Genomic DNA, 13,673 nt, shown 5'->3' with positions numbered 1-13,673 from the left:
GTTCCCGGCGGCGGTCCGGCAGGCTGTGCCCATGATCGTCGTCGACCACCTGACCAAGCGCTACGGCGCCTTCACCGCCGTGGAGGACGTCAGCTTCGTCTGCCAGCCCGGCCGGGTGACCGGTTTCCTCGGACCCAACGGGGCCGGCAAGACCACCACGATGCGCGTGATGGTGGGCCTCACCCCGGGCACCAGCGGCTCGGTGACCATCGGTGGCCACGCGTTCGCCGAGATCCCCAACCCCGGCCGCCACGTCGGCGTCCTGCTGGACGCCTCGGCGCAGCACGCCGGCCGCACCGGGCGGGAGATCCTCGGCCTCGGGGCCCTGAGCATGGGCCTGCCGGCGAGCCGGGTCGACGAGATGCTGCACCTGGTCGGCCTCACCGACGCGGAGGCCAAGCGCCGGCTGCGCAACTACTCGCTGGGCATGAAGCAGCGGCTGGGCATCGCGCACGCCCTGCTCGGCGACCCGTCCGTGCTGATCCTGGACGAGCCCGCCAACGGGCTGGACCCGGCCGGCATCCGGTGGATGCGCGGGCTGCTCCGCTCCTACGCCGACCGCGGCGGCACCGTGCTGCTCTCCAGCCACCTGCTGCACGAGGTCGAGATGATCGCGGACGAGATGATCCTGATCGGCAACGGCCGGATCGTGGCCCAGGGGGACAAGGGCACCCTGCTCGCCTCCCGCGGTGGCGTCGCCACCACGCTGGTCACCTCCCTCGACAACGCCGCCCTGGGCGCCGCGCTCGCCGCCGCCGGTCACCCGGTCGAGCCGGCGGGCGCGGGTCTGAGGGTCGGTGCCACGCCCGAGCAGGTGGGCCGGGCGGCCCTCGCCGCCCAGGTCGTCCTGACCGACCTGAGGGACGGCGGGGCGGGGTTGGAGGACCTCTTCCTCGACCTCACCTCGTCCACCCAGCGCGACGCGATCGGAGCCACCCGATGAGCACCATCAGCCCCTCGTTCCACCTCGACGTCAGCGGAACGACGCCGACGCCCTTCTGGCGCCAGGTGCTGGTCGAGTTCCGCAAGTCCTACGACACCCGCGCCGGCTTCTGGCTGCTGGCCGCCATCGCCGGCCTGGTCGCGCTGGTCGAGGGCTTCGTGCTCGTGCTGACCCTGGTGAACGGCACCTCGATCGCCTACAGCGACTACGCCATCATCGCCGGAGGGATCACCTCGCTGCTGCTTCCGGTCCTGGCGATCCTGCTGGTCACCACCGAGTGGACGCAGCGCAGCGCGATGGTGACCTTCAGCCTCGAGCCGCGGCGCACCCGGGTGGTCCTGGCCAAGCTGACGGTCTCCGTCCTCTACGTCGTCGCCACGCTGGTGGCGATGAACGCCATCGCGCTCGTCGCGACCTCGCTCTGCGAGCTCGTCCAGCCGGAGCAGACGTCGTGGCGGTTCGACGTCAGCGGGACCGTCGGCTTCGCGCTGGTGCAGGTGCTGACGATGGCGATCGGCTTCGCGCTCGGCGCGCTGCTGCTCAACACGCCGGCCGCGATCGTGGTCTTCTTCCTCTACTGGTACCTGCTGCCGATCGTGCTGTTCGCCGTGGGCACGATCCGCGAGTGGCTGGGGGACCTGCTGGAGTGGGTCAACTTCCAGGCAGCGGTCGCGCCGCTGGGCGACTGGCAGCTCGACACCGCGGAGGAGTGGGGCAAGCTGCTCGTCTCGACCGCGCTGTGGATCGTGCTGCCGCTGGTGGCAGGGATGGTCCGGATCCTGCGCGCCGAGGTGAAGTGACCCGAGCGCGGTGAGCCCGGCCGGACCGACGTCCGGGGCGACCGCTAACTTGGTGGGTCATGAGCACCCGTGAGGACGGCCGCGCCGACGACGAACTCCGCCCGATCACGATCACCCGCAACTGGCTGGACCACCCGGCCGGCTCGGTGCTGGTCGAGTTCGGCCGCACCCGGGTGCTCTGCGCCGCGTCCGCCTCCGAGGGGGTCCCGCGCTGGCGCAAGGGGAGCGGGCTCGGCTGGGTCACCGCCGAGTACGCGATGCTGCCGGCCGCCACCAACACCCGCTCGGACCGCGAGTCGGTCAAGGGGCGGATCGGCGGTCGCACCCACGAGATCAGCCGCCTGATCGGCCGCTCGCTGCGCGCGGTGATCGACGACAAGAGGCTGGGCGAGAACACCATCCAGATCGACTGCGACGTCCTCCAGGCCGACGGCGGCACCCGCACCGCGGCGATCACCGGCGCCTACGTCGCCCTGGCCGACGCCTGCGCGAAGCTCGGCGTGCCCGGCGCGCTCACCGGCTCGGTGGCCGCGGTCAGCGTCGGCATCATCGACGGCGTACCGCGCCTGGACCTGCCCTACGTCGAGGACGTCCGCGCCGAGACCGACATGAACGTGGTGATGACCGGCGACGGCAAGTTCGTCGAGGTGCAGGGCACGGCCGAGGGTGCCGCGTTCGACCGGTCCGAGCTGGACGCGCTGCTCGCGCTGGCCGAGAAGGGCTGCGCCGACCTGACCCGGCTGCAGGCCGAGGCGCTGGGGCGCTGACGGTGGATCCGGTGGTTGAGGTGCGAAGCGAAGCGAGCCGGGTCGGTGGTTGAGGTGCGAAGCGAAGCGAGCCGGGTCGGTGGTTGAGGTGCGAAGCGAAGCGAGCCGGGTCGGTGGTTGAGGTGCGAAGCGAAGCGAGCCGGGTCGGTGGTTGAGGTGCGAAGCGAAGCGAGCCGGGTCGGTGGTTGAGGTGCGAAGCGAAGCGAGCCGGGTCGGTGGTTGAGGTGCGAAGCGAAGCGAGCCGGGTCGGTGGTTGAGGTGCGAAGCGAAGCGAGCCGGGTCGGTGGTTGAGGTGCGAAGCGAAGCGAGCCGGGTCGGTGGTTGAGGTGCGAAGCGAAGCGAGCCGGGTCGGTGGTTGAGGTGCGAAGCGAAGCGAGCCGGGTCGGTGGTTGAGGTGCGAAGCGAAGCGAGCCGGGTCGGTGGTTGAGGTGCGAAGCGAAGCGAGCCGGGTCGGTGGTTGAGGTGCGAAGCGAAGCGAGCCTCGAAACCCCCCGGGTCCTGGTCGCCACCCGCAACGCCAAGAAGCTCGAGGAGATGCACCGCATCCTCCTCGAGCACCTGGCGGAGGTCGAGGTGCTCGGGTTGGACGACGTCGCGACGTTCGACGAGCCGGTCGAGGACGAGCCGACCTTCGCCGGCAACGCGCTGCTCAAGGCCCGCGCCGGGGTGGCCGCCACCGGGATCGCCACGATCGCCGACGACTCGGGTCTCTGCGTCGACGCGCTGAACGGGATGCCGGGCGTGCTCTCGGCACGCTGGAGCGGGCCGCCGAAGTCCGACCAGCGCAACAACGAGCTGCTGCTGGCCCAGCTCTCCGACGTGCCGGACGAGCGGCGCGGCGCCCACTTCACGTGCGCGGTGGCGCTGGTGCTGCCCGACGGCCGCGAGCTGGTCGTCGAGGGCCGGATGGACGGCTCGGTGATCCGTGAGGTCCGCGGCGCCGGGGGGTTCGGCTACGACGTGCTCTTCGTCGCCGACGACCGGCCCGGCCTGACCACCGCGGAGCTGTCCCGGGAGGACAAGGACGCGATCTCCCACCGCGGGAAGGCGCTGCGCGAGATCGCCCCGCAGGCGGCGGCGCTGCTGCGCTGACCCGCCCGGGTCGGGGTGCCGAAGGCGGGATTCGAACCCGCACGCCCTAGAGCACAGGTACCTAAAACCTGCGTGTCTGCCTGTTCCACCACTCCGGCATGGGACGGGGCGGCCGTGCCGGGGCACCCCGTCCGGTTCGCTCGACCCGGGACCATCCTCGCAGCAGCGTCCCCCGCCGCGCGGCCGCCCCGGGTCGGGCGGCTGCTCAGGCCTCGGCGAGGCCGAGGTCCCGGCGCAGCTTCGCGACGTGGCCGGTGGCCTTCACGTTGTACTGCGCCACCTCGATCGCACCGTCGGCGTCGACCACGAACGTGGACCGGATCACGCCCTCGACGACCTTTCCGTAGAGCTTCTTCTCGCCGTACGCGCCGAACGCACGGTGGACGGTGAGCTCGGGGTCGGAGAGCAGCGGGAAGGTCAGGCCGTCGCGCTCGCGGAACTTCGCCAGCTTGGCGGGGGTGTCCTTGGAGATGCCGAGGACGCGGTAGCCGGCGGCCTGCAGGGCGTCGAGCGAGTCGGTGAAGTCGCAGGCCTGCTTCGTGCAGCCCGGCGTCATGGCGGCCGGGTAGAAGTAGACGATCACCTTGCCGTCGCGGCGCGCCTCGGCGAGCGAGACCTCGTTGCCCCGGTCGTCCGGCAGGGTGAAGTCGGGGGCCTGGTCGCCGATGGCCAGGCGATTCTCTGCGCTCATGGGGTTCTCCTCGCTGGGTCGTGGTGACGGCGCCGTCGTCGCTATTGCAAACGACATGCAATAGGCTCGCCGTGGTGTCGCCTCCGGCGGCGCCCCACCATCCAACTACAGCCGGGAGCAGCTCCATGCACGTGCCCGACGGGTTCCTCGACGCGCCCACCTCGGTCGCGACCGGTGCGGTGGCCGTGGCCGGCGTCGGCATCGCGCTGCGCAAGGCGCGGGCCGAGCTCGACGACCGCACCGCCCCGATGGCCGGGCTGGTCGCCGCGTTCGTCTTCGCCGGCCAGATGATGAACTTCCCGGTCGGCGCCGGCACCAGCGGTCACCTGCTCGGCGGCGCCCTGGCCGCGGTCCTGGTCGGACCGTGGACGGCGGCGCTCTGCATCAGCGTGGTGCTGCTCGTCCAGGGCCTGTTCATGGCCGACGGCGGACTCACCGCGCTCGGCACGAACATCACCCTGATGGCCCTGGTCGGCGTCGTCGTCGGGTACGGCGTCTTCCGCCTCGCGATGCTGGTCCTGCCGAAGCGGACCGCCTCGGTGCCGGTGGCCGCGGCGGTCGGCGCCTTCGTCTCGGTGCCCGCGGCGGCGACCGTCTTCACGCTGCTCTTCGCGCTGGGCGGCACCGCCGACATCGCCACGGGCACGGTGCTCACCGCGATGCTCGGCTGGCACACCGTGATCGGCGTCGGCGAGGCCGCGATCACCGCCCTGGTGGTGGGTGCCGTGGTGGGCTCCCGGCCGGACCTGGTGCACGGCGCCCGCGGCGTGCGCGCGGCTCGGCCGCTCCTGGTCACCGCCGAGGTCGACCCTCAGGTCGCCCCGGGGGTCTCCCGATGAGGAACCGCCGCTTCCTGGTGGTCGGACTCCTGGTCACCCTGCTGATCGCCGGCGTCGGCAGCTTCTATGCCAGCAGCCACCCGGACGGGCTGGAGTTCGTCGCGGAGAGGACCGGGTTCCTGGACTCCGGCTCCGACTCGGCCGCGGCGGGCAGCCCGTTCGCCGACTACAGCACGACCGGCGTCGAGAACGAGCGCCTCGGCGGCGGGATCGCCGGCGTGGTCGGCGTCCTGCTGGTGCTCGGGCTCGGCACGGGCCTGTTCCTGGTGCTGCGCCGGCGTACGCCCGGCGACGGGCCGGAGGGCGGCGCAGCAGCCGACCGGGACGCCGGCGACCGCGCCACCGCCGACGCCGAGAAGGGCTGAGCGGCGTGGGCGCGGGCCACGGCCACCGGCTCCACTTCCACGGGCACTCCTTCGTGCACCGTGCGCCGGCGCACCTGAAGATCCTGGTGCTGCTGGCGTTCGTGCTGACCGTGGTGGCCACGCCGCGCACCTGGTACCCGGTCTTCGGGGTCTACCTGGCGCTGCTGCTCGCGGTGATCGCCCTCGCGGGCGTGCCGCTCGGCTACGTGCTGCGCCGGGCCGTGATCGAGGTGCCGTTCCTCGTCTTCGCCGCGCTGATCCCGTTCGTCGCCGAGGGGCCGCGGGTGCCGCTGCTCGGCTGGGAGGCGGTCACCGTCTCCCAGCCCGGCCTGGTCGCGGCCTGGGGGCTCGCGGTCAAGGGCACCCTGGGCGTCATCGCCTCCCTGACGCTGGCCGCGACCACCGAGACCGACGCGGTACTGCTCGGCCTCCAGCGGCTGCGGATGCCGCACCTCATCGTGCAGATCATGGGCTTCATGATCCGCTACCTGGACGTGGTCACCGCGGACCTGAGGAGGATGATGACCGCCATGCGATCGCGCGGCGTCGACCCCCGCTCGCCCCGGCACTGGCCGGCGCTGGCCAAGACCCTCGGCGCGCTCTTCGTCCGCTCCTACGAGCGCGGGGAGCGGGTCCACCTCGCGATGCTCTCCCGCGGCTACGACGGCCGGCTGCCGGAGGGCATCCGATGACCCCGGTGCTCGACGTCCAGGGGCTGGCGTTCGCCTACCCGGACGGCCACCAGGCGCTGTTCGGGGTGGACCTGCACGTCCACGCCGGCGAGCGGGTCGCGCTGCTCGGCCCGAACGGGGCCGGCAAGACCACCCTGGTGCTCCACCTCAACGGCATCCTTACCGCGGCCGCCGGCCAGGGTGCGGGCTCGGTGGCCGTCAGCGGACTGCCGGTCACCAAGAAGAACCTCCTCGAGATCCGGCGCCGGGTCGGGATCGTCTTCCAGGACCCCGACGACCAGCTCTTCCTCGGCTCCGTGCGCGCCGACGTCGCGTTCGGCCCGGCGAACCTCGGCCTCAAGGGCGCCGCGCTGGAGCGTCGCGTGATGGAGGCGCTGGAGATGGTCGGCATGGCCGACTTCGCGGACCGCCCGCCGCACCACCTCTCGTTCGGCCAGCGGCGCCGGGTCGCGGTCGCCACCGTGCTCGCGATGGAGCCCGAGATCCTCGTCCTCGACGAGCCCTCCTCCAACCTCGACCCGGCCTCGCGCCGCGAGCTCGCCGAGATCCTGCGCTCGCTCGACGTCACCGTGCTGATGGTCACCCACGACCTGCCGTACGCCCTCGAGCTGTGCCCTCGCTCGGTGGTGCTGAGCCAGGGCAGGGTGGTCGCGGACGGCGCGACGTACGACCTGCTGACCGACCAGGAGCTGATGAGCGCCCACCGGTTGGAACTCCCGTTCGGCTTCGTGCCCGTTCCCGTTGGTAGCCTTCGTCCGTGAGCAACAACCCTGCCGACATCGAGCGTGAGATCGAGGAGACCCGCGAGCGTCTCGCCGGGACCATCGACCAGCTCCTCTACCGCTCGCACCCCAAGACGATCGCGCAGCGCGAGATCGCCCAGATCAAGGCGTACTACGTCGACCCGGCGACCGGCGAGCCGCGGACCGACAACATCCTCAAGACCGTGGGCATCACGGTCGGGGTGATCACCACGCTCGTGGTGATCCGCAAGATCGCCGGCTGACCCAGCCCCGTGAGCCGAAGCGTGTCGGACAAGACTCCGATCAAGATGCTGCACGACCGGATCCTCTGCGAGCTCGACACCGAGACGGGGGAGCGGCGCTCGGCCGGCGGGATCGTGATCCCCGCGACCGCGGCGATGGGCGGCAAGCGCCTGGCCTGGTCGCGCGTGGTCGCCGTCGGCCCGCACGCCCGCGCCGTGGAGTCCGGGGACCGGGTGCTCTACGACCCCGAGGAGAAGGCCGAGGTCGAGGTGGGCGGCGAGGTCTACGTGGTGATGCGGGAGCGCGACATCCACGCCGTCGCCGCGGACCGCCTCGCCGACGAGAACGCCGGCCTGTACCTGTAGGACCACCCCGCGGCCCTGGTCGTAGGGTCGGGCCATGCCAGTCGAGGTGGACAAGCGCGGTCCGGTGACCGTGGTGACGCTGAACCGGCCGGAGGTGCGCAACGCCGTCGACGACGCGCACGCCCGGGCGTTGGTCGAGGCGTTCGAGGCGTTCGAGGCCGACGACGACGCCTCGGTCGCGGTGCTGTACGGCGCGGGTGGGACGTTCTGCGCCGGCGCCGACCTCAAGGCGGTCAGCCGCGGCGAACGCGAGATCTTCGATCCGGGCGAGGGTCCGGGGCCGATGGGCCCGACCCGGATGCTGCTCTCCAAGCCGGTGATCGCCGCGGTCGAGGGGTACGCCGTCGCCGGTGGCCTGGAGCTCGCGCTCTGGTGCGACCTGCGGGTCGCCGACCCCGAGGCGGCCTTCGGCGTCTTCTGTCGCCGCTGGGGCGTGCCGCTGATCGACGGCGGCAACGTCCGGCTGCCGCGGCTGATCGGCCACTCCCGCGCGCTGGACCTGATCCTCACCGGTCGTGAGGTGGGCGCCGACGAGGCGCTGCGGATGGGGTTGGCCAACCGGGTCAGCGCGCCCGGCGCCGCGCTGGCGGAGGCGGTCGCGCTGGCCGAGCGGCTGGCCGGCTTCCCGCAGACCTGCCTGCGCAGCGACCGACTCGCGTCGTACGAGCAGGCCGGGCTGCCGCTGGACGATGCGATCGCCGCGGAGTGGCGGCACGGGATGGAGGCCATCGCCAGCGATACCCTCGACGGCGCGACGCGGTTCGCCGGCGGGGCCGGCCGCCACGGCGCGTTCGACGGGTGAGCAACCGGGGCCTGACCCCGGTGACGAGGGGGAGGACGAGTGGCGAAGGGGCCGGGGCGTGACCAGCGGGGCCCGATGGAGCGGCTGGTGCGGATCCTGGCGGTCCTCGAGGCCGCCGGAGCGGCGGGGGTGCGCGGCACCCGGCTCACCGAGCTCGCCGGCTTCGACGGCGCCGATCCCGCCAGTCAGCTCAGCCGGGACCTGCGTGCGCTGACCAAGCAGGGCTGGCAGATCGACAACGTCGGCGGGTCCGGGGAGAGCGCGGTCTACGCGATGACCACCGTCGACAACCGGCTGCGGGTCCGGCTCACCCCCGAGCAGCAGACCCAGCTGCGGCGGGCCGTGCTGCTCGCCGACCGCGACGACCTGGTCACGCGCCTCGGCCTGCCCCGCGACAAGCGGCCCGCCGAGGTCAGCGCCCAGGTGCCGGCCGCCGCCGGCACCGCTGCCGACGCGCTCGCCGACGCGCTGGCCGTCGTGGTGCCGGCGGTCCGGGACCGGGCGGTGCTGCGCTTCGGCTACAAGGGCACGCCGCGGGAGGTGCACCCGGAGTCGGTGCGCAACCAGAACGGCATCTGGTACCTCCGGGGCGTGGAGTCCGAGGCGCTCGCGGTGGGCGGCCCGCTCAAGACCTACGTGGTGGCCCGGATGGTCGACGCCGAGTCCGGCCCGGTCGGCTCGGCCGAGGTGGTCGCCTCCGTCCGGCACGCCGGGCTGCACCCGATGACCTGGGAGATCGACCCGCCGGTGGACGTGGTGCTGCGCACCTCGGCGGCCTTCGAGCCCGACGTACGGCGCTGGCTCGGCGAGCCGGCGGCCAGCGAGTCGACCGAGTCGACCGGGGCCGGCGGGGTCGCCGGTGCGGACGATGAGTGGGGCGTCCGGATGACCTACCGGGTGACCAACCGGTCGGCGCTGCGGACCCGGCTCTACGAGCTCGGCCGCCGGGTGCGGATCGAGGGGCCCGCGGACGTCCGCGCCGAGGTGCTGGCCGAGCTGGCGGCCGCCGCCGGCATTCCGGCCGACACCGCCGGACCCGCCGCAGACGTCGTCAGTGCCGCCGCGACCGAGGAGGGACGCTGATGGCCGGCGTTCCCGTCTACGCGGCCCGGATCGCGCGCCTGCCGCGGGTCTTCGAGCGGCTCGCCGCGCACCCCGAGGGGCTGCCGCTGGCCGACCTCGCCGCCGATCTCGGCATCCCCGCCGCCGAGCTGCGCGAGGACCTCGTGGCCTTCTTCGCCGCCGATGTCTCCTCCGACTGGCTGCTCGGGCTGACCCGGCCCGACGTGCTCGAGTTCCTCGGCCCCGACGGCGACCAGGAGGACCCTGCGGTCGCCGAGGTGGTCCGCTTCGTCGAGGAGCACGGCGAGCTCGGCGTGGAGTACGTCGGCGCCTCCGAGCTGGCGCTGGTGCACGCCGCGGCGCTGGCCCTGCAGGACATCGAGCCGGACAACACCGACCTGGCCGACGCGATCGACGTGCTCACCGAGACGATGTTCGGCTCGGCGGACCGCGGCGCGGACGAGCCGGCGGTGCGGCAGTGGGTCCAGCCGCTGCCGCGGCTCCAGGAGGCCCAGGCCCAGCGCCGCGCCGCCCGGATCGTCTACTCGCGTGCCTGGCAGCACGGGGTGACCGAGCGCGAGATCGAGCCCTACCGGCTGGTGCAGACCCGCCGCGGCTGGGAGGTCGACGCCGGACCGCCCGCCGCCGACGGCAGCGTGCGCACCTACCTGCTCTCCAACATCCGCGAGGTCGAGCTGACCGAGCGCACCTTCGAGCCGCCCGCGGACCTGGCCGCCCGGCTCGAGGCGCAGCGCGCCACCGAGACGGTGCGGGTCTGCGTGCCGCACGAGGCCCGCTGGGCGGCGGACTTCTACGCCGAGCGGGTCACCGTCGTCCAGGACGACGAGGAGCTGGTCGCGCTCGACGTGGAGCTGCTGCCGCCGCTGGAGCGGCGGGTCGCGATGATGCTGCTGGCCGCGGGGCCCGAGGCGTTCGTGGTGGCGCCGCAGTCCCTCGAGCTGGTGCACGAGGGGCTCGCCGCGGAGCTGCTGAGGCACCACCAGGAGCCGCCGCCCCCGGTCGGCTGAACGCGGCTGGTCCGCCGGCGGAGGCTGCGCCCCGCTCAGCCGGCGGGGCCCAGCTGCCGGCCGCGGGCGGGGTCGTCGGTGAGCCGGGCGCGACCGGCGGCCCGGTGCCCCTCGCCGGCGGCCGCCGGGGCGGCGTCGATCGAGGAGCGCCGGTCGCCCTTCCACGAGCCGCGCACCCGGTTGCGGCGCAGCGCGTCGGCGAAGTAGTCGTGGACGGCCAGCTCCTTCTCGCGCAGCGCGAGCGCTGTCTCGGAGGAGGTCGGTGCGGAGGCCGGTGAGGTGGCGTCCGAGGCCGTGCTGGCGCGCTCCTGGGCGCTGGCCGCGGCGATCTCGGCCTTCCGGGCAGCATCCAGCCGCTGGTGGATCCGCATCGCGTAGGCCTCGTAGAACGCCAGCCGCGCGGTGATCGTGGCCACCGGCTTGGTCTCCCACCGGCGGCGCCGCGCGTTCCAGGAGCGGACGACCTCGCGCTTCCCGGAGGCCAGGAACCGCTCGCAGTCGGTGACCATCTGCACCAGCAGCGACTCGTAGAGCGCCTTGGTCACCTCGATGTCGGCGGCGAACCCGTAGAGGGTGACCGCGGTCGAGTCGTGGCTGATCGTGCAACGCAGGTCATTGGTGTGGGCGACGTTCAGCAGCAGCCGGACGTAGCGGGCCAGCCCGCGCTTGCCCGGCTCGCCGATCCGGTAGCTCTCGGCGACCGGCTGGTCGCGCCGCTCCTGACGCGCGGTGTGGGCGCGGGCCAGCGCGAGGGCGATCGAGGCCTTCGTGGCCATGCCCTGCGCCTTGGCCAGGAACGCCTCGCGCTCGTGCTCGTTGTGGGTGCCCTCCGCCTGGCGCAGCAGCTTGGCGATCCGGGCCAGGGTGCCGTCGTCGACGCTGTGCGTGACCTGACCGAGCCCCTCCTCGGCGTACGCGTGCTGCAGCAGCTCGGCGGTGACCGGGGAGCCGATGTCCTCGAGCAGCCGGACGAAGGTGCCCCGCCACGCGGGTCCGTGGCCGTCCTCGCCGTGCAGGTGGTGGGCGATCTCGTGCAGCACCACCAGCCCGCGCAGCGCCCACCGGCCGCCGCGCTCGAACGGCGGGACGGCGATGGTCGCGGTGCTCAGCGAGTACGTCGCCGCCCTGTTGCCGCGGCGCGGCCGGACCGCGACCGGCACGGCCTCGCGCCCGCCGTACTGCTTGCCGCGCTCGCGCAGGTGGGCCAGGACGCGGTCGACGTAGCGGCCCGCGGCGTCGGGGTCGGTGAACCGGGGCTCGGTCTCGGGCCGGAAGGTGCGGCCGTCGACCGTGATCTCGGCCCGCTCCGGGGTGAGCGTGTCGAGCCACGCCGCCAGCCGGTCCTCGGCGGCGTAGGCGGCCCAGCGGTCCGGGTCGGTGCTCATGGGAGGAGTGTGCCGGGGAGGCCCGACACGAACGAAGCCGGCGCGGTCGGGCCGGTCAGAAGGCGTCGTCGGAGCGGCGACGGGTGTCGCCGGTCCCGCGCAGCCGCTCCAGCAGCACCATGCCGTGGTAGAGCACGATCGCGGCGAGCGTGCCCAGGGTGATCCCGGTGAAGGTCATGTCGCCCCAGGTCAGCGTGAGGTTGCCGATCGCGATGATGAGCGCCGCGGCGACCGGGAACTGGTTGACCGGCCGCGAGAAGTCGACCTGGTTGTCGATCCAGATCCGGACGCCGATCAGGCCGATCAGGCCGTAGAGGGCGACCGTGACGCCGCCCAGGACGCCGGCCGGGATGGTGTTGAGCAGCTCGCCGAACTTCGGGGAGAGGCTGAGCAGCACCGCGACCGCGCCGGCGACCCAGTAGGCGGCGGTGGAGAAGACCCGGGTCGCGGTCATCACGCCGATGTTCTCGCCGTACGTCGTGGTCGCCGAGCCGCCGCCCAGCCCGGCCAGGCCCGTGGAGAGGCCGTCGGCGAGCAGGGCGGTGCCCGTCCGCTCGTTGATCGAGTCGTCGCCGACCAGGTGCGCGACGCTGCGCACGTGGCCGACGTTCTCGGCGACCAGCACCAGCACGATCGGCAGGAACATCGGGACCACCGACCAGGTCATCGTCGGGCCGGAGAAGTCGGGCAGGCCGAGCCACGTCGCCCTCTCGACCTCGGTGAAGTCGAGGTCGCCGGCGATCGCGGACGCGACGTAGCCGACCGTCACACCGACCAGGATCGACAGGCGCGCCAGCATGCCGCGGAACGCCGCGGCGACGCCGCAGATGGTGACCAGGGTGATCGTGGCGACGCCGGGCGCCGCGGCGAAGTTCTCGGCGGCGGGACCGCCGAGGTTGAAGCCGATCAGCGCGACGATCGCGCCGGTCACCACCGGCGGCAGCAGGGCGTCGATCCACCCGGTCCCGGTCGCCGTGACCAGTACGCCGACCGCGGCCAGCAGCAGGCCGGTGACCAGGATGCCGAAGAGCGCGGCGCCCATCCCGTCGCTGGCCATCGAGACCTGGATCGGGGTGATGAAGGCGAAGGACGAGCCGAGGTAGCTGGGCAGCCGGTTCCGGTTCAGCGCGAGGAAGAGCATCGTGCCGACGCCGGAGAAGAAGAGCGTGGTGGTCGGCGGGAAGCCGGTCAGCAGCGGGACCAGGAAGGTCGCGCCGAACATGGCCACCACGTGCTGGGCGCCGAAGCCGATGGTGCGCGGCCAGGAGAGCCGCTCGGTGGGGCGGACGATCGCCTCCGCGGCGACCGTGCGGCCGTTTCCGTGCACGGTCCAGGACATGGCTCTCCCTCTCGCCGGCACCGCGACCCGAGTGCGATGCCTCCGGGCGACTCTAGCGAGGCCGCGCCCGACGGCCCTAGGGTGCCGGCATGCCGCTTCCGCAGACCCTGGCCCGCGTCGCGCTCGGCTCGGTGATGACCGTCGCCGGCGTGACCCACCTGACCACGGCCCGGGAGGAGTTCCAGGCCCAGGTGCCGGACTGGTTCCCGGTCGACGACGACCTCGTCGTGGTCGCCTCCGGCGTCGTCGAGATCGGCCTGGGCGTGGCCTTCGTCGCGCTGCCGAAGCGGCGCGGGCTGATCGGGGCGCTGCTGGCGGCGTTCTTCGTGGTGATCTTCCCCGGCAACATCGCCCAGTACGTGGAGGGCACCGACGCGTTCGGCCTCGACACGGACCGCAAGCGGCTGGTCCGGCTCTTCTTCCAGCCGGTGCTGGTGCTCTGGGCGCTCTTCGGCGGCGGGCTGCTGGGGCGCAAGGACCGGTCCGCGGACGGGTGACGCGTCCGGTGTCGGCGGGC

17 protein-coding genes and 1 tRNA gene are annotated in these 13,673 nt (G+C 73.2%); 14 read left to right on the top strand and 4 right to left on the bottom strand.

What is annotated here, in order from left to right; all coding sequences use genetic code 11:
• The first annotated feature begins 31 nt into the window (after nt 1-31).
• The 4 genes from E8D34_RS10190 (at nt 32) to rdgB (ending at nt 3,602) form a co-directional block, all read left to right on the top strand.
• On the top strand, nt 32-943 hold the full coding sequence (locus E8D34_RS10190; RefSeq protein ID WP_136594517.1) for an ATP-binding cassette domain-containing protein: 912 nt from the start codon (nt 32-34) through the stop codon (nt 941-943).
• Complete coding sequence (locus E8D34_RS10185) at nt 940-1,743, top strand: ABC transporter permease (protein WP_136594516.1); 804 nt, start codon at nt 940-942, stop codon at nt 1,741-1,743. Before E8D34_RS10190 ends, E8D34_RS10185 begins: the two co-directional genes overlap by 4 nt.
• Before the next feature lie 59 nt (nt 1,744-1,802).
• Complete coding sequence (gene rph, locus E8D34_RS10180; protein WP_136594515.1) at nt 1,803-2,510, top strand: ribonuclease PH; 708 nt, start codon at nt 1,803-1,805, stop codon at nt 2,508-2,510.
• Nucleotides 2,511-2,972: 462 nt separating this feature from the next.
• Entirely contained in the window at nt 2,973-3,602 is a 630-nt protein-coding gene (gene rdgB, locus E8D34_RS10175) for an RdgB/HAM1 family non-canonical purine NTP pyrophosphatase (RefSeq protein WP_276606592.1), read from the top strand.
• Between the two features lie 16 nt (nt 3,603-3,618).
• On the opposite strand, the gene E8D34_RS10170 is transcribed toward rdgB, so the two are convergent.
• A tRNA-Leu gene (locus E8D34_RS10170) sits at nt 3,619-3,700 on the bottom strand.
• Between the two features lie 107 nt (nt 3,701-3,807).
• Nucleotides 3,808-4,293 carry a thioredoxin-dependent thiol peroxidase gene (gene bcp, locus E8D34_RS10165; RefSeq protein WP_136594514.1) on the bottom strand — a complete coding sequence of 162 codons (486 nt, stop codon included), beginning with the start codon at nt 4,291-4,293 and terminating at the stop codon, nt 3,808-3,810.
• 125 nt (nt 4,294-4,418) lie between these two features.
• Between bcp and E8D34_RS10160 the strand changes: the two genes are divergently transcribed.
• The 9 genes from E8D34_RS10160 (at nt 4,419) to E8D34_RS10125 (ending at nt 10,432) form a co-directional block, all read left to right on the top strand.
• Entirely contained in the window at nt 4,419-5,132 is a 714-nt protein-coding gene (locus E8D34_RS10160) for an energy-coupling factor ABC transporter permease (protein ID WP_168929395.1), read from the top strand.
• A complete protein-coding gene (locus tag E8D34_RS20750) occupies nt 5,129-5,497 on the top strand; it encodes a PDGLE domain-containing protein (RefSeq protein ID WP_168929394.1) in 369 nt (122 codons plus the stop codon). Before E8D34_RS10160 ends, E8D34_RS20750 begins: the two co-directional genes overlap by 4 nt.
• A gap of 5 nt (nt 5,498-5,502) precedes the next feature.
• Nucleotides 5,503-6,189, top strand: a complete 687-nt coding sequence (gene cbiQ, locus E8D34_RS10155; RefSeq protein ID WP_136594513.1) for a cobalt ECF transporter T component CbiQ — start codon at nt 5,503-5,505, stop codon at nt 6,187-6,189.
• Nucleotides 6,186-6,950 (top strand): ABC transporter ATP-binding protein, encoded by a 765-nt coding sequence (locus tag E8D34_RS10150; protein ID WP_136594512.1) that lies wholly within the window; start codon nt 6,186-6,188, stop codon nt 6,948-6,950. The genes cbiQ and E8D34_RS10150 overlap by 4 nt, the downstream gene beginning before the upstream one ends.
• Entirely contained in the window at nt 6,947-7,195 is a 249-nt protein-coding gene (locus tag E8D34_RS10145; protein ID WP_136594511.1) for a DUF3618 domain-containing protein, read from the top strand. Before E8D34_RS10150 ends, E8D34_RS10145 begins: the two co-directional genes overlap by 4 nt.
• A 45-nt stretch (nt 7,196-7,240) precedes the next feature.
• Nucleotides 7,241-7,540, top strand: a complete 300-nt coding sequence (locus E8D34_RS10140) for a co-chaperone GroES (protein WP_136594609.1) — start codon at nt 7,241-7,243, stop codon at nt 7,538-7,540.
• A gap of 34 nt (nt 7,541-7,574) precedes the next feature.
• On the top strand, nt 7,575-8,342 hold the full coding sequence (locus E8D34_RS10135) for a crotonase/enoyl-CoA hydratase family protein (protein WP_136594510.1): 768 nt from the start codon (nt 7,575-7,577) through the stop codon (nt 8,340-8,342).
• A gap of 75 nt (nt 8,343-8,417) precedes the next feature.
• Entirely contained in the window at nt 8,418-9,425 is a 1,008-nt protein-coding gene (locus E8D34_RS10130) for a WYL domain-containing protein (RefSeq protein ID WP_136594509.1), read from the top strand.
• Nucleotides 9,425-10,432, top strand: a complete 1,008-nt coding sequence (locus E8D34_RS10125) for a WYL domain-containing protein (protein WP_136594508.1) — start codon at nt 9,425-9,427, stop codon at nt 10,430-10,432. Before E8D34_RS10130 ends, E8D34_RS10125 begins: the two co-directional genes overlap by 1 nt.
• Nucleotides 10,433-10,467: 35 nt before the next feature.
• Here the strand turns inward: E8D34_RS10125 and E8D34_RS21050 are convergent, their stop codons facing one another.
• Both E8D34_RS21050 and E8D34_RS10115 read right to left on the bottom strand, forming a co-directional pair.
• Complete coding sequence (locus E8D34_RS21050) at nt 10,468-11,817, bottom strand: TIGR04338 family metallohydrolase (protein ID WP_136594507.1); 1,350 nt, start codon at nt 11,815-11,817, stop codon at nt 10,468-10,470.
• A 55-nt stretch (nt 11,818-11,872) separates the two neighbouring features.
• Nucleotides 11,873-13,156 (bottom strand): solute carrier family 23 protein, encoded by a 1,284-nt coding sequence (locus E8D34_RS10115; RefSeq protein WP_136594506.1) that lies wholly within the window; start codon nt 13,154-13,156, stop codon nt 11,873-11,875.
• A gap of 89 nt (nt 13,157-13,245) precedes the next feature.
• Between E8D34_RS10115 and E8D34_RS10110 the strand changes: the two genes are divergently transcribed.
• Nucleotides 13,246-13,653, top strand: a complete 408-nt coding sequence (locus E8D34_RS10110) for a hypothetical protein (RefSeq protein ID WP_136594505.1) — start codon at nt 13,246-13,248, stop codon at nt 13,651-13,653.
• Nucleotides 13,654-13,673 lie beyond the last annotated feature (20 nt).

This window comes from Nocardioides sp. GY 10113 (genome assembly GCF_004919105.1).
Taxonomy (GTDB): Bacteria; Actinomycetota; Actinomycetes; order Propionibacteriales; family Nocardioidaceae; genus Nocardioides.
This window is presented reverse-complemented; position numbering and strand designations above follow the sequence as displayed.

Excerpts from the sequence above, each read along its gene's own strand:
- E8D34_RS10190 (WP_136594517.1), top strand. The coding sequence starts at position 32 with ATGATCGTCGTCGACCACCTGACCAAGCGCTACGGCGCCTTCACCGCC.
- E8D34_RS10185 (WP_136594516.1), top strand. The coding sequence starts at position 940 with ATGAGCACCATCAGCCCCTCGTTCCACCTCGACGTCAGCGGAACGACG.
- rph (WP_136594515.1), top strand. The coding sequence starts at position 1,803 with ATGAGCACCCGTGAGGACGGCCGCGCCGACGACGAACTCCGCCCGATC.
- bcp (WP_136594514.1), bottom strand. The coding sequence starts at position 4,293 with ATGAGCGCAGAGAATCGCCTGGCCATCGGCGACCAGGCCCCCGACTTC.
- E8D34_RS10160 (WP_168929395.1), top strand. The coding sequence starts at position 4,419 with ATGCACGTGCCCGACGGGTTCCTCGACGCGCCCACCTCGGTCGCGACC.
- E8D34_RS20750 (WP_168929394.1), top strand. The coding sequence starts at position 5,129 with ATGAGGAACCGCCGCTTCCTGGTGGTCGGACTCCTGGTCACCCTGCTG.
- E8D34_RS10150 (WP_136594512.1), top strand. The coding sequence starts at position 6,186 with ATGACCCCGGTGCTCGACGTCCAGGGGCTGGCGTTCGCCTACCCGGAC.
- E8D34_RS10140 (WP_136594609.1), top strand. The coding sequence starts at position 7,241 with ATGCTGCACGACCGGATCCTCTGCGAGCTCGACACCGAGACGGGGGAG.
- E8D34_RS10135 (WP_136594510.1), top strand. The coding sequence starts at position 7,575 with ATGCCAGTCGAGGTGGACAAGCGCGGTCCGGTGACCGTGGTGACGCTG.
- E8D34_RS10130 (WP_136594509.1), top strand. The coding sequence starts at position 8,418 with ATGGAGCGGCTGGTGCGGATCCTGGCGGTCCTCGAGGCCGCCGGAGCG.
- E8D34_RS10125 (WP_136594508.1), top strand. The coding sequence starts at position 9,425 with ATGGCCGGCGTTCCCGTCTACGCGGCCCGGATCGCGCGCCTGCCGCGG.
- E8D34_RS21050 (WP_136594507.1), bottom strand. The coding sequence starts at position 11,817 with ATGAGCACCGACCCGGACCGCTGGGCCGCCTACGCCGCCGAGGACCGG.
- E8D34_RS10115 (WP_136594506.1), bottom strand. The coding sequence starts at position 13,156 with ATGTCCTGGACCGTGCACGGAAACGGCCGCACGGTCGCCGCGGAGGCG.
- E8D34_RS10110 (WP_136594505.1), top strand. The coding sequence starts at position 13,246 with ATGCCGCTTCCGCAGACCCTGGCCCGCGTCGCGCTCGGCTCGGTGATG.